This window comes from Enterobacter cloacae complex sp. 342H5 (assembly GCF_050030905.1).
GTDB classification, from domain to species: Bacteria; Pseudomonadota; Gammaproteobacteria; order Enterobacterales; family Enterobacteriaceae; genus Enterobacter; species Enterobacter intestinihominis.
This window is the reverse complement of the sequence record NZ_JBLGVB010000001.1, coordinates 38,366-57,230: the sequence shown is the minus strand read 5'-3', so window position 1 is coordinate 57,230 and position 18,865 is coordinate 38,366. Positions and strand designations below refer to the sequence as shown.

Below are 18,865 nucleotides of genomic sequence, written 5' to 3'. Positions count from 1 at the left end.
CATACCAGGTGAAAAGTAAATTCATACTTTCGGCTGGAATCGCCTGCCTGAATGTAACGATACATTTCAGAGAAAGCCTGTGACTTTACCGGAGGTCTCAATGAAATCTGCACACCTGGTTTGCCTGCTCGTTTGCCTGATTTTCGCTGCGTTTGTTCACGCGCTGGAGAAGAGCGCTCCGGAGAAAGAGGCCCAGATAAAACAGCAGGTCCTGAAAGATGTGAAGAAAACCTGTACCCCGCAGAAAAAGCAGAGCGATAAGGCCTGGCAGGCGATGATTTTGTCGTCTGAGGCCAATCAGCTGCTGATCAAAAATGCCATCACCGCCGTGAAGCGTGACAACCTGGACGCCTACTGGGATGCAGTAAGTTAGGTGGATTGTATGGAAGATTACTGAGGGTTGAGCGCCGGGTGGCGGCTGCGCCTTACCCGGCCTACATCACATGTTTAACGCTTCCGCACATCCGGAATAATCAAATCCCCACGCAGAACGTAGGACCCGAGCATCTGCGTTTTCGCCGTCAGCCAACTCACGATGCGCGCCGCCATGGCGTCCATGGAATACTCAATGGCCGGGATCACCGGAATACCCGGGAGATGCAGCGAACCGCCGAGGCTGAAGACCATGATGTCTTCCGGTACCGATGTATTAAACGCCTGTAACTGCGGGATCACCCGCTGGGCTTCCTGCTCGTCTGCCACCAGCAGCGCGTTGAAGTTCAGCGTGGACGCGTTGTTGAGTAATTCCTGAAGCGCAACGGACGATGAAGTCGCGTCCATAAACACGAGGTTGCGATTAAAGGGCAGGAAGTTTTTCTCCAGCGCATGTTTGTAGCCCAGCAGCACCTGATCGGCAAAGCCGCTGCCGTGCGGGTGGATCAGTGCTATCTGGCGACGCCCCTGGCTGGTGAGATAGTTGCAGGCCGTTTCAGCCGCGAACGCGTGATCGAACTGAATGCTGTTGGCGTTATCGGCTTCCATACAGTCGACCAGAATGACGTTGTCCATGTCCACGTCCAGCGGGAAACGCGCGCCAATCACCAGAATGTCATCACATAAGCCGCAGGAGAGTTCTTCAAGGGCGTTCATCACTTCTGTTTTCGTGTGTGCGAAACGCAGCAGCAGATGTTTTTGATGCTGGCTGAGGTGTTTTTCCAGCGCGTACAGGTAACCGGTGGTCTGGTTAATGTTCTCCTGCGCGCAAATCACCCCAATGCAGCCCGTCGACTGGCTGAGCAGCGACTGGGCGATCACGTTCGGACGATAGTTCAGCTCATCCACCGCTCTCAGAACAGCCTGTCGACTGGCTTCTTTAACGCCACGCGACCCGCTCAACACCCGTGATACCGTGGCTTTGGACACCCCGGCCAGACGCGATACATCGTTGATTGTAGACATCTCTCTCCCCTGTCAGACGCAACTGGCGTCTGTAATTTCCATCACCGCTACGGCTCACATTATAGCCAGAACGGAGTATATCCGTTTCCGTTTTCCATGGAAACCGATTTTCCGTTTCCACTCAATTTGATGTCAAAACAGCCAAAATATGTGACCCACATCCGGTTAATTAGCGTCATAAGTAGTGGATATTGATGGTTGTCACACTTCTGTCTTTTATGAATGGAAACCGGTTTCCGTATCATGTCCAATCATCATCGCAATAACTTTTTACATTTTGAGGATGGTCGTCGATGTTCAAGATTATGCTGTGCTGCTCTGCCGGGATGTCCACCAGCCTGCTGGTCAGCAAAATGATCGATGTTGCAAAAGAACGGGGCTTGCCCGTGAAGATAGATGCGTATGGCGTATCCGAATTTGATACGCAGTTTCCGCACTATCAGGTGGTGCTTCTCGGACCGCAAGTGAAATACATGTTAAAGACACTCTCAGACAAGGCAGCGACGCAAGGCATACCGGTGCAGCCCATCGACATGATGGATTACGGCATGCAGCGTGGCGATAAAGTACTGGACTATGCTCTGTCGCTCATCGAAGCGGCACACTAAAAGGTGTTCACATGAGTTCGTTATATCAATCCATGGTCGCGGCGATTGAACAGTCAATTACGCCGCTGGCCGCGAAGCTCGGTCAGCAAAAGTATGTGATTGCAATCCGCGACGGCTTTACCGCCGCGCTGCCGTTTATGATCATCGGCTCGTTTATGCTGGTGTTTATCTTCCCGCCGTTTTCGGCGGATACCACCAACAGCTTCGCCCGCGGCTGGCTGGATTTCTCCGAGACCTACCGCGAACAGCTGATGCTGCCCTTTAACCTCAGCATGGGCGTGATGACCTTCTTCATCTCGGTGGGGATTGGGGCGAGCCTGGGACGTCAGTTTAACCTCGATCCGGTGATGTCCGGTCTGCTGGCCTTTATGGCCTTCCTGCTGGTCGCCGCGCCGTATGCCGACGGCAAAATTTCGACTCAGTATCTGTCGGGTCAGGGCATCTTCACTGCGCTTATCACCGCGATCTACTCCACCCGTGTGTACGCGTGGCTGAAGCAGAACAACGTCACCATCCGCCTGCCGAAAGAGGTGCCGACCGGCGTGGCGCGTTCGTTTGAGATCCTGATCCCGGTGATGGTGGTGATTGGTACGCTACATCCGCTGAACCTGTTCATTGAAGCGCAGACCGGGATGATCATCCCGCAGGCGATTATGCACCTGCTGGAGCCGCTGGTGTCTGCGTCTGACTCGCTGCCCGCGATTCTGCTCTCCGTTCTGCTGTGCCAGATCTTCTGGTTTGCCGGTATCCACGGGTCGCTGATTGTCACCGGCATCATGAACCCGTTCTGGATGGCGAACCTCTCTGCAAACCAGGCGGCGCTGGCGGCGGGCGCGGCGCTGCCGCACGTTTATCTGCAAGGTTTCTGGGATCACTACCTGCTGATTGGCGGTGTAGGCTCGACCCTGCCGCTGGCGTTCCTGCTGCTGCGCAGCCGCGCCACTCACCTGCGCACCATCGGCAAAATGGGCGTTGTGCCAAGCTTCTTTAACATCAACGAACCGATTCTGTTCGGCGCGCCGATCATCATGAACCCGATGCTGTTTATCCCGTTCGTGTTTGTTCCGCTGGTCAACGCCTGCCTGGCGTACGGCGCAACCAAACTCGGCTGGCTGGCCCAGGTGGTTTCGTTAACCCCGTGGACCACGCCCGCGCCGATTGGCGCCTCGTGGGCGGCGAACTGGGCGCTGAGCCCGGTGGTGATGTGCCTGGTCTGCATGGTGATGTCCGCGCTGATGTACCTGCCATTCCTGCGCGCCTATGAGCGTACGCTCATCAAAAATGAAGAGCAGAAAGCCCAGGCAACCGTCGGCACCGCTGAAACAGTTAGCAATTAAGTCAAAGAGGAAGGGTCATGAAATACGCATTTCCCGATAACTTCTGGTGGGGCAGCGCAAGCTCCGCTCTCCAGACGGAAGGGACACGAGAGGGTGAAACCACGTGGGACTACTGGTTTGCCCGCGAGCCGAACCGTTTTCACAACGGCGTGGGACCGCAGCATACCTCCACGTTTTATCAGCACTGGAAAACGGACATTCAGCTGTTGAAGCAGCTGAACCACAACAGCTTTCGCACCTCGATTAGCTGGGCGCGCCTGATCCCCGACGGTATCGGTGAAGTGAACCCGGACGCGGTCGATTTTTATAATCAGGTCATTGATGAGCTGAATGAACAGGGCATCACGCCGTTTATCACCCTGTTCCATTTCGACATGCCGATGGCGATGCAGGAGATCGGCGGCTGGGAAAACCGTGACGTAGTGGACGCCTACGCCCGCTATGCGCAGATCTGCTTCGAGCTGTTTGGCGACCGCGTGCTGCACTGGTTTACCTTCAACGAGCCGATTGTTCCGGTGGAAGGCGGTTATCTGTACGATTTCCATTACCCGAACGTGGTGGATTTTCGTCGGGCGGCCACCGTGGCATATCACACGGTGCTGGCCCATGCGAAGGCCGTTCAGGCTTACCGCGCCGGGCATTACGCGGGGGAGATCGGCATCGTGCTGAACCTGACGCCGTCATACCCGCGTTCGCAGAACCCGGCGGACGTGAAGGCGGCGCATATCGCGGATCTGATGTTTAACCGCAGCTTCCTCGATCCGGTGCTGCGCGGGGAGTATCCGGCCGACCTGGTGGCATTGCTGAAATCTTACGATCAGCTACCCGCCTGCAAGCCGGAAGACGGTTTCCTGATTGCGGAAGGGAAAATCGACCTGCTCGGCGTTAACTACTATCAGCCGCGTCGCGTGAAGTGTCGCGACAGCGCGGTGAACCCGCAGGCGCCGTTTATGCCGGAGTGGTTCTTTGATAGCTACGAGATGCCGGGCCGTAAGATGAACCCGTACCGCGGCTGGGAAATCTACGAGCCGGGTATTTACGATATTCTGGTTAACCTGCGCGACAATTACGGTAACCCCCGCTGTTTTATTTCTGAAAACGGGATGGGTGTCGAAAACGAGCAGCGCTTTATTGAAAACGGTCAGATAAACGATCGGTACCGCATCGAATTTATTTCTGAGCATTTAGCGTGGCTGCATAAAGGTATTAGCGAAGGCTGCAATTGCCTTGGCTACCATATGTGGACGTTTATTGATAACTGGTCGTGGTGCAATGCCTATAAAAACCGCTACGGTTTTATTCAGCTCGATTTGGAGACGCAGCAGCGCACCATTAAAAAAAGCGGAGAGTGGTTTGCCGCTACCGCCTTAAATAATTGCTTTGATAAAGAGTAAAAATGATGATCGCATTAGAAGAAGCCGTAATGGAAATTATCGTCAACGCCGGTCAGTCCCGCAGCCTGTGCTTCGAAGCGCTGCATGCGGCGCGCCAGGGCAACCTTGACGAAGCCAAAAGCCTGCTGCGTGAAGCCGATGGCTACGCGCGCCAGGCACACAAGATGCAGACCAAACTGATCGAGCAGGACGCGGGCGAAGCCCGCCAGCCGATGACCTTAATTATGGTGCACGCGCAGGATCATTTAATGAATTCGCTATTAGCGCGTGAATTATCTGAAGAGATTATTCATTTATATCAGAGATAGTCTATGGCGAAATAATTTAATGTAATACCTCTGTACCTAAAACTAGAAATCCACTTGTTCTGATGATAGCGACATATTCTGTCAGATCGGAGCGGGATGGTTATTGTCTGAATAAAATTAAACTATATTGAGATAACCATGAATACGATTAAAAAACTTCCATTAACCATGGCGGTTATCGCCGCGCTTTGTCCAATTTCCGTGCTCGCGCAAGAATTTACGCAGGAGCAAATTGACGCCATTGTGGCGAAAGCGGTGGATAAAGCCCTGGCCGAGCGTCAGGCGAAAATGGATGCGGCGGTCGCGAAAAAAGCGGACGTCATCACCGAGCCGCAGAGCGCAGCGCAATCCCCGGACATGGCGATTCCGTTTGGCATCAAATTTACCGGCTACGCCCGCTACGGCGCGCACTTCCAGGCCGCTGACCAGAAGTATGTGGCGGTGGACGGCTCCTACAACGGCGCGTCCGCGATTGGTCGTCTGGGTAACGAAGGCAACGGCGGGGAATTCCAGCTCTCCAAGGCCTTCAAGGGTGATAACGGCGCCATCTGGGACATCAACGTGATGATCGACCACTGGGGCGACGAAGTTAACCTCAAAAAAGCCTACGCCGGGGTGACCAACATTATGGCCTCCAACCCGAACGCCTACTTTTGGGCCGGTCGTGACTTCCACCAGCGTCCGCAGCAGGGCATCAACGATTACTTCTGGATGAACCACGATGGCCAGGGCGCCGGGGTGAAGAACTTCGACATCGGCGGCGTGCAGTTCGACGTGGCTGCCGTGGCGGCGGTGGAATCCTGTAGCCCGGAAGTGATGGAAGATGAAGCCAACCCGTCGCGCATCACCTGTACCGGCGGCTCCGGCACGGGTGACAAGGGCAACTACGCTGCCACCTCAAAAATCCACGGCATGAAGCTCGGCCCGATCGACCTGGAGCTGTACGCCAACTACGGTTTTGACTCCAAAGCCGTTGAGAGCGACGAGCGTCTGAACGCCTGGCAGGGCGGCGTGGTGCTGAGCCACACCAACGACAGCGGTGTGAACAAGGTGATCGCCCGCTACTCCGATAATTCGGACAACAGCGTGTTCAATAAAACCGAAGACCTGACCACGGTCTACGCCAGCTTCGAAGGGCTGTATAAATTCACCCAGGCCACGCAGGTGGAGTACATCCTCGCCTTCCACGACTATGACAACAGCCGTGATGACACCGATAACCGTAAGAACTACAACGCCATCGTGCGCCCGATGCACTGGTGGAACGACGTTCACTCCACCTGGCTGGAAGCGGGCTGGCAGCACGTAGATTACGACAACGGCGGCGACAACAAGGGCTGGAAGCTGACCCTGTCGCAGAACATGTCTATCGCCATGGGGCCGGAGTTCCGTCCGATGCTGCGCTTCTACGTGACCGGCGGCAAAGTGGACAACGAACGCACCGCGCGCGTGAACAACACCAAAGACGAAACGCTCGATGACTTCAACGTCGGCGCGATGTGGGAGGCGTGGTTCTAAGGTCAACAACATGCCGGGTGGCGCTACGCTTACCCGGCCTACGGTTTTCCCCCTCTCCCCGTGGGAGAGGGCCGGGGTGAGGGCATCAGGCCGCACACAACCATGCTATGCTGTTGGCCAATTAACGACAACATAACAGGGGAGAACATGGGTTCCACACGCAAAGGGATGCTCAACGTCCTGATCGCCGCCGTTTTATGGGGCAGTTCCGGGGTTTGCGCGCAGTACATCATGGAGAAAAGCCACATTTCTTCACCTTACCTGACCATGGTTCGCCTGCTGTTTACCGGCGTGATCCTGCTGACGCTCTCCTTCGTTCACGGCGACAAGATTTTCTCGGTCATCAAAAACCGCAAGGACGCCCTCAGCCTGCTGTTTTTCTCGCTGGTTGGCGCGCTCACCGTGCAGCTCACCTTCCTGCTGACGATTGAAAAATCCAACGCCGCTACGGCCACCGTGCTTCAGTTCCTGTCGCCAACCATCATCGTGGCGTGGTTCGCCCTGGCGCGGAAAACGCGTCCCGGCATATTTGTCTTATCCGCGATTTTGACATCGCTTGTGGGTACCTTCCTGCTGGTGACCCACGGCGATCCGACGTCGCTCTCCATCTCGCCTGCCGCACTGTTCTTCGGTATCGCCTCGGCGTTTGCCGCGGCGTTTTACACCACCTATCCATCAACGCTTATCGCCCGCTACGGCACGCTGTCGATTGTCGGCTGGAGTATGTTGATTGCGGGACTAATGCTGACGCCGTTCTACGCCGGACGCGGCACCACCTTCGCCATTGACGGCGGCCTGCTGCTGGCGTTTTTCTACCTGGTGGTGATTGGCACCGCGCTGACGTTCAGCCTGTATCTGAAGGGCGCGCAGATGATCGGTGGGCCGAAGGCAAGCATTTTGAGCTGCGCCGAACCCCTGAGCAGCGCGCTGCTGTCGGTGGTTTTGCTGGGGGTGGCATTCACCCTGCCGGACTGGCTGGGAACGCTGCTGATTGTGTCGTCGGTGGTGTTGATTTCGATGGATTCACGCAGAAGGGTTAAGGCATCGGCTTAAGCGAATGTCCCCTCTCCCCGGCCCTCTCCCCAAAGGGGCGAGAGTGAAAAGACAGCACCGAGCAGTCCCCTCTCCCCTGCGGGGAGAGGGTTAGGGTGAGGGGAGAATTGACTACTTCGCCTTAACCTTCCCCGCCACCAGCAGCGCGGTCAGCAGCATCAGCGTACCGGAGATCACCAGCGGTGACGTCAGCCCCAGATGGTCGAGCGCTACGCCGCCCACCGCCGCGCCGCAGGTGTTCGCCAGCTGGATCACCGCCACCTGAATCGACCCGGCTTTTTCCGCCTGATCGGCAAGCGAGCGGGTGATCCACGTCGACCAGCCCACCGGCACCAGTGCAAAGGCAAAGCCCCAGACAATCGCAATCGCCGATGCGACCCACTTGTCGCTGCCCCACAGCACCAGCACCGCGGCACTGATCGCCAGCACCAGCGGCGCACCCGCCAGCGCCACCTTCAGGGAGCGCTTCAGGAACTGAGACGACAGTGAGGTGCCGACGAAGCTGGCGATACCGAAGCTCAGCAGCACCAGCGTCAGGCCATCCACGTCAAAGCCCGCCATGGTCATATACACCGGGCGAATATAGGTAAAGAAGGCAAACTGCCCGGCAAAGGCCATGAAGATGGCGGTCATCCCCGCCAGCACGCCCGGACGCTTGAGCAGCGCGAACATGTTCTGTTTGTGGTGCGCCGCTTCACCCGGCAGAGACGGTAGCGCTTTCCACACCCAGATAATGCACAGCACGCCCATCACTGCCGCCGCGTTAAAGACGTTACGCCAGCCGATAATCCCACCAAGGAAGCTGCCCAGCGGCGCGGCAATCACCAGCGCAATAGAGACCGCGCCGAAGATAACGGACAGCGCTTTTGGCACGGTGCGCGCGGGCACCAGGCGCATGGTCAGCGAGGCCGACATCGCCCAGAAGCCGCCTAACCCCAGCCCCAGGCAGGCGCGACCCAGCAGCAGCAGGGTGAAGCTTTCAGCGAAAGAGACCAGCAGGCAGGAGAGCGTCAGCAGCACGCTGAACAGGATGACCACTTTACGACGGTCAATGGTGCCAATCGCCTGGGTGATAAACAGGCTGGCGAACATCGCCACAAAGGCGGTGACGGTAACGGACTGCCCCGCCACGCCTTCGGAAATGCCCAGATCCTGCGCCATCGGCGTCAGCAGGCTGACCGGCAGAAACTCAACGGTGATCAGGCAGGCGACGCAAAATGCCACGGAGAAAACCGCCGACCAGTTGGGGCGAGACACCTCTTTGGCCTGCGGCGGAGTCGTGGGCTGGATATGTTCTGTCATGGCATCACCTGAGATAAAAACGTGCGGAAAAGTCGCGCAGTTTATCATCAAAAGTGTGACGAATTTAACGATTTGACAACTTTTGCCGTTTTTAAAGATTCGGAAGACAGATCGGCGGTCACTGATACCTTTTCAGCATAACGAAAATGAAAATTCAGTAACCGCAATTGAGGTGAAACAATCATAGCGTCTGAAAAGGAGAAACTATGAAAACACGTACTTTATCTCAAAATCTTACCGTCAGTGCCGTCGGCTACGGTGCCATGGGTCTGAGTGAATTTTATGGCCAGACTAATGACAAAGCCTCACTACAGGTATTGCATAGCCTTATCGATCTAAATGTGACGTTTATTGATACCGCAAATTTATATGGTCGTGGTCATAATGAAAGACTGATTGGTCATTTTCTTGCCGGTCTGGATAAAAGCACTCGTGAGCAGTTTAAAATCGCCACGAAGTGCGGCATCGATCGCTCTCCTGACGAGTCCTACGCCCGCACTATCAACAATACGCCTGATTATATCATCCGCTGCTGTAATGAGTCCCTAAAGCGGCTTGGCGTGGAACGAATCGACCTCTTTTATCTTCACAGAGTGAGCAACGCAACCCCGATCGAAGAGAGTATGGATTGTCTGCGCACCCTTGTTAAAGAGGGCAAGATCAACCACATCGGCCTTTGCGAAGTGTCGGCTTCAACGCTGCAACGGGCTCATGCGGTGCATCCGGTGACCGCATTGCAAACAGAATATTCTCTGTGGACACGAGACATCGAGGAAAACATTTTGCCGGTCGTGAAAGCGCTAGGTATTGGCCTGGTGCCATACTCACCTCTTGGCAGAGGCTTCCTGACGGGAAAATACCTGAACAACAACGATTTTGCAGAAGGTGATTTCCGCAAGAATAACGAACGATTTGTTCAGTCCAGCCTCGATCATAATCGCCAGTTGCTCGATATCATTACCCCACTGGCGACAAAGTACGGCTGTACCGCAGGTCAGATTGCGCTTGCCTGGCTGTTAGCACAATACGATCGGCTGGTTCCCATTCCGGGTACTAAGCACGTCAACTATCTGGCCGAAAACGCGCGCGCTGCCGATACTGTGCTTGAGAAGAGCGATATCGAATCGTTGAACAACCTTCATCGCCGGGTAGCGATTAAAGGCGATCGTTATTCTGCCGAGGGTATGAAGGGCGTGAATGCCTGATACAGCATCTTGAAAATAAAAAACCGGGTTTCCCCGGTTTTTTTATATCCACAGATACGCCGTTAGCGATAAACGCTCAACGCGACGCCTTCCCCGCCGCCAACGCACAGTGCGGCAACGCCACGCCTGGCATCATTACGGATCAGGGAATGAACCAGCGTCACCAAAATTCGGCAGCCAGATGCACCTATCGCATGCCCAAGCGCGATTGCCCCGCCGTATGGATTGATACGATCCGGAGAAATCCCGGTCTGCTGAATCACGGCCAGCGCCTGGGCGGCAAACGCTTCGTTGGATTCAAGATGATCGACATCCTCAGGCTTCCATCCCGAGCGGGAAAGACAGTCGGCAATGGCCTGAATCGGGGCTGCACCCATTAATGCCGGCTGGATACCGGAATTGGAAAATACGCCCAGCGATGCCAGAACCGGCAAGCCACGCGCTTCGGCAGTCTCACGCGTACAAAGCAGGACCGCAGCGGCACCGTCATTCAACGATGAAGCATTTCCCGCCGTCACCGTACCCTCTTTTCGGAAGACAGGCTTCAGTTTCGTCAATTTTTCGATACTGGTTGCACGGGGTCCTTCATCCCTCTCCACGCTTATCGTTTCACCTTTTCGCGTCTGCCACTCAACAGGGATAATTTCACGCTCGAAAATGCCACGCGCCTGCGCTTCAAGCGCATTGTGGTGAGAGACAAGGGCATATTCATCCTGCATTTCGCGGCTGATACCAAACTCCGTCGCAACATTCTCTGCGGTGATACCCATGTGATAATCGTTGAAGGCATCCCAGAGCCCGTCAGAAACCAGGCTATCTTTGAGAGTAATATTACCCAGCCGCGTTCCGCTACGCGACGTCGTGGCGATATGCGGCGCGTTGGACATACTCTCCTGACCACCGGCGATAACAAACTCAGCTTCACCCGTCTTCAGCGCCTGCATGCCAAGATGGACCGCCTTAAGCCCGGACCCGCACACTTTGTTTACCGTCAGGCATTGCGTATCTACGGGCAATCCAGCATTCAGTGCCGACTGTCGGGCCGGGTTCTGGCCGCACCCCGCAGTAAGAACCTGTCCCATAATGACCTGAGAGATATGACTGGCTTCTACGCCAGATTCTTTCAGGAGCGCCTGAATGACGCGGCTTCCCAGGTCAGAGGCTGAATGCTCCGCAAGCGCGCCCTGAAATGCGCCCGTCGCCGTGCGGCGGGCTGCAATAATAACAATCTCGCTCATGCGTCACTTCCCTTCAGTCCTGGCAAGGTATGGCCCGTCGCGGCCATTGCCGCGCGGTATGCAGTAAGACCATTCATGCAGGCGGGAACGCCAGCATATACCGCCATCTGTATCACAATTTCAAGCAGCTCTTCCGGCGTCACGCCGGTATTGAGCGCGCCTCTCATATGCAGTTCTAGCTGCGGCATGGCATTACCCAGCGTCACAAGCGAGGCGACGGTCAACATTTCGCGCGTTTTGAGATCCAGTCCCGGACGACCCACCACATCCCCGAACGCATAGTCGGTAATCAGGGCGGGCAGCCCCGGGTCCAGCTCGCTCAGGCGGCGGGTGACTTTATCCGCGAGCCCCGCTTCAAGACGGTCCATAATCTCTCTGCCATAACGCGTGCGGTCATTAATTTGACTCATAAGATTTCTCCATACGGGATTGTTTTGCGGTCAACGTTGCCGGAATAACCGCGACAAGCAGAACGGACAGACCGATGGCCGTACCGGCGACGATATACAGGAGCGGCATTGAAAATGATGAAACCATCCAGGCACCGACTGACGCACCGATACCAATGGCGGTATTGAAAAACGAAACGTAGATTGCGGAGGCCGGGAAGGCTTTATCCTCTGCCATACGTAAAACCCACGTCTGGAAACCGACAAATATTCCTGATACGGCGACACCCCAGATAACCATACTTGTGAAGATCAACGCAGCAGAGAGCGAGGAACCAGACAGGCCCAGGAACAACAGCACTGCACAGATTAGCAGTACAGACAAAGAGACCGTCAGCTTGAGATACTTATCAATCAACACGCCGGTCAGGAAATTACCTGCAAGTCCCGCGATGCCGTAAACAAAAAGCACAGCAGGAATAATGGTGGTGGACAGTGAACTCTGCGTGTGTAGCCAGGGTTCAATGTACGTAAAGGCGGCAAAGTGAGCTGTCACAGCCAGCAAGGTTGCTGAGTAGATTTTCCATAATGTTGATGATTTCAGCACGCCTTTAAGCGCATCCAGCCCGAGCGCGCTTTTGCTGGTAATCCGGGGAACAAGAACGCTAATACCCACAAAGGCAATTACGCTCAGCGCGGCCATCAGCCAAAATGCCTGACGCCAGCCGAAGTGAATACCAATATAGTTGGATACCGGTACGCCAAAAACGCTTGCTGCGGAAACACCACCAAATACGATTGACGTCGCGGCCCCTATATATCTGGCAGGGACCATAGCCACCGCCGTCGCGCCGATCATCGCCCAGAATGCGCCGTGAGCGAGCGCACCCAGTACGCGGGCGCTAAGCAGCATGCTATAGACGTTTACCGTCGCAGCCATAACGTTAGAGACCAGAAGCACCACGGTGAGCACAAGTAAAAGCCGCTTTCTGGACACATTTCCTAAACAGACGGAGGCAAACAGCGCACTCAACGCCCCCACCCAAGCATAAAGCGACACGGTCATGCCCACCGCAGATTCCGAAGACTTTAGCCCCTCTGCGATTGGCGTTAATAATCCGACTGGCGCCAGTTCGGTGGTGACAATAGTAAAGGTTGAAATAGCCAGAATGAATAAAGCAAGCCATGACCTTAACGTCATATTTTGCGGAGAGAGTTCTGAAGTCATACTACTTACCTCAATAAGGATTTAAATAATGTGCCAATTTTTTTCAGTTGCATATCTGGTAAGCGCGGAATGCTTTCCCACACACACGGGATGGCCAGTGGCTTCAAGCATTGGAATATCCGAAAGATCGTCGCCGTAGGCATAACAATCCGCGGGGTTAATCTCTTTATCATCGCAAAAGGCTAAAAGCGCGTCTTTTTTACCTGTTCCAATTGTTTGAGGCAGGCCGATTTCACCCGTCAACTCACCTGCGTCATTTATTATCACCGGCGCACAGAGTACTTCCGTTACCCCAAGATATTTTGCAATAGGTGAAAGAATCGGAAGCATAGAGCCCGATATAAATACGGTATACATGTTCTGATTCTGATGTTTTTTAAGGGCTGAAACAGCACTCTCAATAAAAAACTCGCTTTCCAGCTTACGCCTGAACCACTTCTCACCCATTTCTTCCAGATAACGACAAGACACACCTTTAAACTGGCGATAATATTCTCGGTTCAGAGTCTCCCTTAGCACACCGTTTTTTACGTCGGCGCGAAAACGAGACATATAGCGTTGAAGACGATCGTTTTGATTATTTTCCCTGCACCAGAAATCATAGAAATCAAACATGCTTTTAATATTTATAAGCGTTTCATCAACATCAAAAAAAGCGGCATGTTTACGCAAACTTTATTCCTCGTAGTTTTTTCTTCGACTCTTAACAGGAAAATCTTTATCCTTCCCAGACACGCCGGCATCCGCCCAGCGGGAAGGGGCAATTTCAGAAACCACCACGGAAATTTTATCGAGCGGCGCACCCGTATTTTTGTGAACGGCAAATGTAATATCTTCCTGGAGTCTGATGATTTGATTTTCATCTTTCGCAGGCCAGGTCATAACATGAACAAATGGCATACTTTTCTCACTCTATAGTTGTAAATTCATCGAAGGAACGGCCTTTGAGTTTTAATTGGGCATGGATATCGCCACCAAGACCGTAAAAGCCAATTGCACCGCCGTAGCTCTGACGCGAGCTCATATAAAGTACGACTACGTTAATAATTCTGTTTCCTTTCCTCGCCGGAGCCGGAAAAGGATCGGTCAACTCTGCCCAATATTCGGCATTACCTTCGCTATCGGTTATAAATACGTTGGGTATTCCCAGCGGACCTGGCCTGCTCGGATCCTCCGAGGCTAGATCGTTTTCCCTGAGACTCATCACGGTGTAAACGCTATCCGGAACAAGGCTCCGGAACGAAAACGTGAACCTGGCTCGTTTCTTATCTTCGGACAATGTGACCTCAAAGGTGCCCTCTGCCTCTAGCCAGGCAGCGAGGGTCACTGGCTCGATCTCTCGCTTTCCATCGCTGCTTCGATAATCCGCGATATAGCCTTCATGAAGTGGCAGGCCAGGCCTTATTTCATTATTGGCCTGCGGCCGCTGTTCTGGGGAGAAAATCATCCGATAGTTGTTCATCGGAATGGGTAAAGGAAGAGTATGAAGAATGATGTCCTTCAACGCGTCCTGAGTCATCTTTTTCAGATCGCACAGAATGTTATAGGGTGCGACTTCCCCAAATGCCGGAAGCGGGCTGTCCGGAGAGACAATGACGCTTCGCCACTGCAGTCCATTATCTCCTGGCACCATGCCAACCACGACAAAATTACCCTTCCCGTCCATGACCTCCGCAGGGGGGTAAAGCGGCCCCTGCGTGGTAGCAGCCAGACGGTATTTCTGGCTACGCAATTCAGGCATGCGTTACCCCCTGAGTCACCCCTTGCTGCTCAACAATGGTCGCCTGCATGGCAACCTCAGCCAGAGATTTCTCTCTCTCTGTAATCAGGGCGGAAGGATAAACGGTGAACGAGACATCCATTGTCGCGCAAAGCGTTTGGTGCTGAGTGACGCGAACCTGAGCCTTGAAACGCCCCCGGCGGTCGTTAATATCTTTTTCAAGAAATTCAAAGTGGACCAGCGCCGGTAAAGGGAACAGGAAACTGGCGAAATTGATTGCCATGCTGTTAATGACGTAATAGCGTCCGCTTTCCTGTTGGTAAATAAATTCTTCGGTGACGCCAATAAAGGCCTGTCGGCTGGCTTCAACCAGGAGCATTCCCTGAATATGCTGCCCCGTCTGATGATCCGCCATCAATTCGCAACGCTCATCGATTAACAGCGGCATCGCATAAAGATCGTGGTTATGCTCAGCTTGTTCCGCAGGTCCTATAAGTACATTCTGTTCCAGTCTTTTATGGCAATAAGCATTTTTTTTGTCGCTAACCAGTTTTTCCAGAGAGCATATTTTCAACTTATTACCATGGATCGCATTTCTTGCCTGATTTGAAATTACCTTTCCAGCAAAATCCTTGCGCACGCCCTGCCCAACAATAATTTCATGTTCTTTATCAATGATATTCGCAGGGATTTGAGTCAATAATTCTAGCTGAGATATAGTCAGTACATCTTTACCATTGGCAAATTCATTAAATTTATCGCCAACAACTACCAACTTTTTACAGTTCATTCATTGTCCCTCAACAACAGCAAGCACGATAGATACGTGTATAAAGGCCGTCGTTACCGCCAGTAATGAAGTTATCGCCGGCCTGTTGAATAATTTCCTGATAACGCGCATTGGTAAATGCTTCTTTATATGCTGATTTATCGCCGTTGAATGAGGAGATAAACATTACACCCGGAACACCGCTGATCAGTGAATGAAACGCTTCGAAACTTTCAATCTTATCTTTGTTATCTCTTACAACATTAAAAATGGTTTCATCGCGCCACTGACGGTACTGCTGATAGTTATGCGCAGGCACTTCGACGTGTCGGAGTTGAATATAATTTGATTCTGGCAAGCTATTTTTATTATCAATTGGGGATTCAACAAACTTAAGCAGTTCGCGACGGATATCGGCAGAAACAACCTCAGAGAAACGATGGAACATGGATTCCATTTCATTCTCAACCCATGCAATCTCTTTAATATCATTGAATGCGCGTAATTCCAACAACTCATTAACGCCGTTTTCTTCACAGGTATAGTAGCGAACGGTTTCACTGCTTTTTAAGGAAGTAAATTCTTTTTCAGAAAAAGTGTTTTTTAATGGGAAGCGTGATACCAGTACATATTTAGACGACATAATTACTCCGAGTATTGATTAAGTGAGGATTCGGATAGAAATTTATCAATACAGGAAACTATTGGAATTGTTAAATTTGTAATATATTTTTTGTATTACTGTTAAAACGGGTTTTGCTGCCAGCATTAAGCGTGTAATATCGAAATGGAAAAAGACGAAATACCTTTTCGCACTTAGGACCCACGTATGGCTACAGCAGAACATTTAATCAGCAATAACCTGCCCAGTATCAAACAATTACAATGCTTTCTCGCTGTTGCACATGAACTGAACTTTCGTAAGGCTGCCGAACGTCTGCGCATGACTCAACCGCCTCTGACGCGTCAGATAAAATGTCTTGAAGCGGTGTTGAAACGTCAGTTGTTCAGTCGCAGCACGCATGACGTTAGCCTTACTGAAGCAGGTCGAGCGTTGGTCGTTCAGGCAGAAAAAATACTCAAAGACATCAGCAACTTAAAAGAAGACCCTCACTCTTCAGAAACGAGTCTGCGCATCGGTCTCACGCGCACGCTTAATTTTGAATATATTGAACCTGTAAATACCCAGCTTCAAAAAATGAACGCCGGAGATGACGTTGAAACGCCCGACCTGACGTCAGCACAGCTGCTGCAAAGCTTGTCTAAAAATATGCTGGATCTGGTGCTGACCGGGGAAAAAGGGACGGGTCATGAAGACATTGTTCAATACCGCTGGGTATGCCAGGAACCGTTGCTCATCGCAATGCCTTCTTTACATCCTGCCAGTCTGAAAGAGAAAGTCTCGCTGCAAGACATTAGCGATCTTCCACTTTTTTGGTTTTCGAGAAGCGCTAATCCGTCATTCTATGACAAATGCGAAAGCTACTTTGACACGCTGAAAACGCCGCTGAAGCGTATTAAAGAGCCGGATGATTCCCTCGTGATGCTAAGCCGTATCGCAAGAGGGAAAGGGTTTGCGCTGCTGCCTCAGTCAAAATGCACCTTCAATCAGGAGGGGCTATGCTATCGCGAACTAACGGACGATGAGGCAAAGAGATTAAATATTGATATCTATGCTGCAACTCGCCTCAATGAAAACAGAGAGGAGATCCTGAACGCTCAGAATATCTTGTGCGCCAAAAAGGCTTAATGCAGATAAAACACACCTTCTTCCGGCAGAAATAGCTGGTTATAGCGCAGCTGGAAGGCGTTCAGCTCCTGCGGATCGGGCTCCATTTCGCGCATAAAGCCAAGTGCCAGTCGAATTTGCGCATCGGTAATGGGTGCGGCAAGGCGGGCTTTACGCAGCATACGGTGCCAGGTATGCAGATTCTCTTCACTGCCGTCGACAATGCAGACCTGCCAGATGAGTAGCACCTGCGCCGCATTTTGCAGATGTGCCTCGTCGGGGCGCTCAAGGTAGCGGATAAACTCATTGCCCGGCGTTTTACCGAACTGATCGATCATCGACTCGACTGGCATCGGGGTGATGCCCAGCCGCTCGCTTAAACGTTTGATGGCGCGGCGGGAGTCTGAGGTCAGGACACGAAATCCAACCACAAATACCACGGCAAGCGTTGCCAGCATTATCCAGACCATGCGTTCTCCTTAGACTAGCCGCCCATCATAGCGGGAAACGCAGCGCGTCAACAGCGGGAACGGCCAGAATAGTGAACCGAAAAAAGCTGGATAATTGCGATGAAAGCAATCCCGCGCAGGCGTGGCTGCGCGGGCTGTTGCTGGAGACCCGTCAGCGCGCCTGAAGCCCTTTCAGCAGCGCGTCGTGGAAACGTTCAGGATCCTGCATCTGCGGCGCGTGGCCCATGTCGTTAAACTCGACCAGCGTCGCGTGCGGAATGCGCTTCGCCGTCTCTTTGCCCAGCACCGCGTAATTGCCGAGCGTCTTGCGGATCTCCGGTGGGGCGAGATCTTTCCCGATGGCGGTATTGTCCTTCGTGCCGATCATCAATAATACCGGCATCTTCAGCTCGCTAAATTCATAGACAACCGGCTGGGTATAAATCATGTCGTAGAGCAGCGCCGAGTTCCACGCCACGCGAGCTTTGCCCGGCCCGTTGTTCAGCCCGGCGAGCATAGTGACCCAGCGCTCGTACTCCGGTTTCCACTCCCCGGCGTAGTAGGTGTTTTTCTCGTACTGACGAATACCGTCGGCACTGACTTTCAGCTCGCGCTGGTACCACTGGTCGACCGTAATATGCGGCACGCCGCGCGCTTTCCAGTCTTCCAGACCAATCGGGTTCACCATCACCAGCTGCTCCACCTGCTGCGGCCACATCAACGCATAGCGGGTTGCCAGCATGCCGCCGGTCGAATGCCCTATAACCGTCACGCGCTCGACGCCCAGCGTTTTCAGCAGCGCGTGGGTGTTATCCGCCAGCTGCTGGAAGGTGTACTGGTAATGCTCCGGCTTGGTGGATTTACAAAAACCAATCTGGTCAGGGGCGATCACGCGATACCCACCGGCCGACAGCGCGCGGATAGTGCCGTCCCAGGTGCCAGCACAGAAGTTTTTGCCGTGCATCAGCACCACGGTGCGGCCGTTGGGTTTTTCCGGTTTCACGTCCAGGTAAGCCATATCCAGAGGCTGGTTCTGCGAGGTAAAGGTAAAGTGTTTTACCGGCCAGCCGTAGTCAAAACCTTCCAGCTTCTCGCCGTAGGTGGGGGCATCCGCGGCCATTGCGGGGGACGCCAGCGCCATCAGCAGCGCAAGGCAGGACAATCGTCGGGTTAACATGCAAGCTCTCCGTTAGCAAAAGGGCTAAGGCTGCACGAAAGGC

At 53.3% G+C, this 18,865-nt stretch carries 21 protein-coding genes; 9 read left to right on the top strand and 12 right to left on the bottom strand.

Going from position 1 to position 18,865, the window contains the following annotated elements; translation table 11 throughout:
• The first annotated feature begins 100 nt into the window (after nt 1-100).
• Complete coding sequence (locus ACQG03_RS00300; protein ID WP_063163355.1) at nt 101-373, top strand: YicS family protein; 273 nt, start codon at nt 101-103, stop codon at nt 371-373.
• A 74-nt stretch (nt 374-447) separates the two neighbouring features.
• Here ACQG03_RS00300 and ACQG03_RS00295 read toward each other — a convergent pair whose 3' ends face one another.
• Nucleotides 448-1,398, bottom strand: coding sequence for a LacI family DNA-binding transcriptional regulator (locus ACQG03_RS00295; protein WP_426726060.1), 951 nt, complete (start codon nt 1,396-1,398; stop codon nt 448-450).
• A gap of 293 nt (nt 1,399-1,691) precedes the next feature.
• Here ACQG03_RS00295 and ACQG03_RS00290 point away from each other — a divergent pair, with 293 nt between their 5' ends.
• From ACQG03_RS00290 to ACQG03_RS00265, 6 genes are all read left to right on the top strand, one after another.
• Entirely contained in the window at nt 1,692-2,006 is a 315-nt protein-coding gene (locus ACQG03_RS00290) for a PTS sugar transporter subunit IIB (protein WP_003861034.1), read from the top strand.
• 11 nt (nt 2,007-2,017) lie between these two features.
• The gene (locus ACQG03_RS00285; RefSeq protein ID WP_058646771.1) at nt 2,018-3,343 is read left to right on the top strand and encodes a PTS sugar transporter subunit IIC; all 1,326 of its coding nucleotides are present in this window, start codon (nt 2,018-2,020) and stop codon (nt 3,341-3,343) included.
• A gap of 17 nt (nt 3,344-3,360) precedes the next feature.
• Entirely contained in the window at nt 3,361-4,737 is a 1,377-nt protein-coding gene (locus tag ACQG03_RS00280; protein WP_063148195.1) for a glycoside hydrolase family 1 protein, read from the top strand.
• Between the two features lie 5 nt (nt 4,738-4,742).
• Nucleotides 4,743-5,045, top strand: a complete 303-nt coding sequence (locus ACQG03_RS00275) for a PTS lactose/cellobiose transporter subunit IIA (protein WP_014168006.1) — start codon at nt 4,743-4,745, stop codon at nt 5,043-5,045.
• A gap of 138 nt (nt 5,046-5,183) precedes the next feature.
• Nucleotides 5,184-6,563 carry a carbohydrate porin gene (locus ACQG03_RS00270; protein WP_022646562.1) on the top strand — a complete coding sequence of 460 codons (1,380 nt, stop codon included), beginning with the start codon at nt 5,184-5,186 and terminating at the stop codon, nt 6,561-6,563.
• A gap of 147 nt (nt 6,564-6,710) precedes the next feature.
• Nucleotides 6,711-7,616 (top strand): EamA family transporter, encoded by a 906-nt coding sequence (locus tag ACQG03_RS00265; protein ID WP_063163356.1) that lies wholly within the window; start codon nt 6,711-6,713, stop codon nt 7,614-7,616.
• Between the two features lie 111 nt (nt 7,617-7,727).
• Here the strand turns inward: ACQG03_RS00265 and nepI are convergent, their stop codons facing one another.
• A complete protein-coding gene (gene nepI, locus ACQG03_RS00260; protein WP_023298972.1) occupies nt 7,728-8,918 on the bottom strand; it encodes a purine ribonucleoside efflux pump NepI in 1,191 nt (396 codons plus the stop codon).
• A gap of 206 nt (nt 8,919-9,124) precedes the next feature.
• Here nepI and ACQG03_RS00255 point away from each other — a divergent pair, with 206 nt between their 5' ends.
• Nucleotides 9,125-10,123 (top strand): aldo/keto reductase, encoded by a 999-nt coding sequence (locus tag ACQG03_RS00255; RefSeq protein WP_045308246.1) that lies wholly within the window; start codon nt 9,125-9,127, stop codon nt 10,121-10,123.
• A 62-nt stretch (nt 10,124-10,185) separates the two neighbouring features.
• Here ACQG03_RS00255 and ACQG03_RS00250 read toward each other — a convergent pair whose 3' ends face one another.
• Genes ACQG03_RS00250 through ACQG03_RS00215 form a run of 8 tightly spaced genes read right to left on the bottom strand, consistent with a single transcriptional unit; the run spans nt 10,186 to nt 16,110 of the window.
• Nucleotides 10,186-11,361, bottom strand: a complete 1,176-nt coding sequence (locus ACQG03_RS00250; RefSeq protein WP_045308247.1) for an acetyl-CoA C-acetyltransferase — start codon at nt 11,359-11,361, stop codon at nt 10,186-10,188.
• Nucleotides 11,358-11,771 (bottom strand): carboxymuconolactone decarboxylase family protein, encoded by a 414-nt coding sequence (locus tag ACQG03_RS00245; protein ID WP_028014973.1) that lies wholly within the window; start codon nt 11,769-11,771, stop codon nt 11,358-11,360. Before ACQG03_RS00245 ends, ACQG03_RS00250 begins: the two co-directional genes overlap by 4 nt.
• Nucleotides 11,758-12,978 carry an MFS transporter gene (locus ACQG03_RS00240; RefSeq protein WP_046621869.1) on the bottom strand — a complete coding sequence of 407 codons (1,221 nt, stop codon included), beginning with the start codon at nt 12,976-12,978 and terminating at the stop codon, nt 11,758-11,760. The genes ACQG03_RS00245 and ACQG03_RS00240 overlap by 14 nt, the downstream gene beginning before the upstream one ends.
• A 21-nt stretch (nt 12,979-12,999) precedes the next feature.
• On the bottom strand, nt 13,000-13,650 hold the full coding sequence (locus tag ACQG03_RS00235) for an HAD family hydrolase (protein WP_063148197.1): 651 nt from the start codon (nt 13,648-13,650) through the stop codon (nt 13,000-13,002).
• Nucleotides 13,651-13,653: 3 nt separating this feature from the next.
• Nucleotides 13,654-13,878 (bottom strand): 2-hydroxymuconate tautomerase, encoded by a 225-nt coding sequence (locus ACQG03_RS00230; protein ID WP_045308251.1) that lies wholly within the window; start codon nt 13,876-13,878, stop codon nt 13,654-13,656.
• Nucleotides 13,879-13,885: 7 nt separating this feature from the next.
• Nucleotides 13,886-14,719 (bottom strand): hypothetical protein, encoded by an 834-nt coding sequence (locus ACQG03_RS00225; RefSeq protein ID WP_045308252.1) that lies wholly within the window; start codon nt 14,717-14,719, stop codon nt 13,886-13,888.
• Complete coding sequence (locus ACQG03_RS00220) at nt 14,712-15,488, bottom strand: AfsA-related hotdog domain-containing protein (protein ID WP_045308253.1); 777 nt, start codon at nt 15,486-15,488, stop codon at nt 14,712-14,714. The genes ACQG03_RS00225 and ACQG03_RS00220 overlap by 8 nt, the downstream gene beginning before the upstream one ends.
• Before the next feature lie 10 nt (nt 15,489-15,498).
• Nucleotides 15,499-16,110 carry a hypothetical protein gene (locus ACQG03_RS00215; RefSeq protein WP_063163357.1) on the bottom strand — a complete coding sequence of 204 codons (612 nt, stop codon included), beginning with the start codon at nt 16,108-16,110 and terminating at the stop codon, nt 15,499-15,501.
• A gap of 186 nt (nt 16,111-16,296) precedes the next feature.
• Here ACQG03_RS00215 and ACQG03_RS00210 point away from each other — a divergent pair, with 186 nt between their 5' ends.
• Nucleotides 16,297-17,217 carry a LysR family transcriptional regulator gene (locus tag ACQG03_RS00210; protein ID WP_063163358.1) on the top strand — a complete coding sequence of 307 codons (921 nt, stop codon included), beginning with the start codon at nt 16,297-16,299 and terminating at the stop codon, nt 17,215-17,217.
• On the opposite strand, the gene ACQG03_RS00205 is transcribed toward ACQG03_RS00210, so the two are convergent.
• A complete protein-coding gene (locus ACQG03_RS00205; protein WP_014830062.1) occupies nt 17,214-17,666 on the bottom strand; it encodes a DUF1198 domain-containing protein in 453 nt (150 codons plus the stop codon). The genes ACQG03_RS00210 and ACQG03_RS00205 overlap by 4 nt on opposite strands.
• A 151-nt stretch (nt 17,667-17,817) precedes the next feature.
• Entirely contained in the window at nt 17,818-18,822 is a 1,005-nt protein-coding gene (locus ACQG03_RS00200) for an alpha/beta fold hydrolase (protein ID WP_023298971.1), read from the bottom strand.
• Between the last annotated feature and the right edge of the window lie 43 nt (nt 18,823-18,865).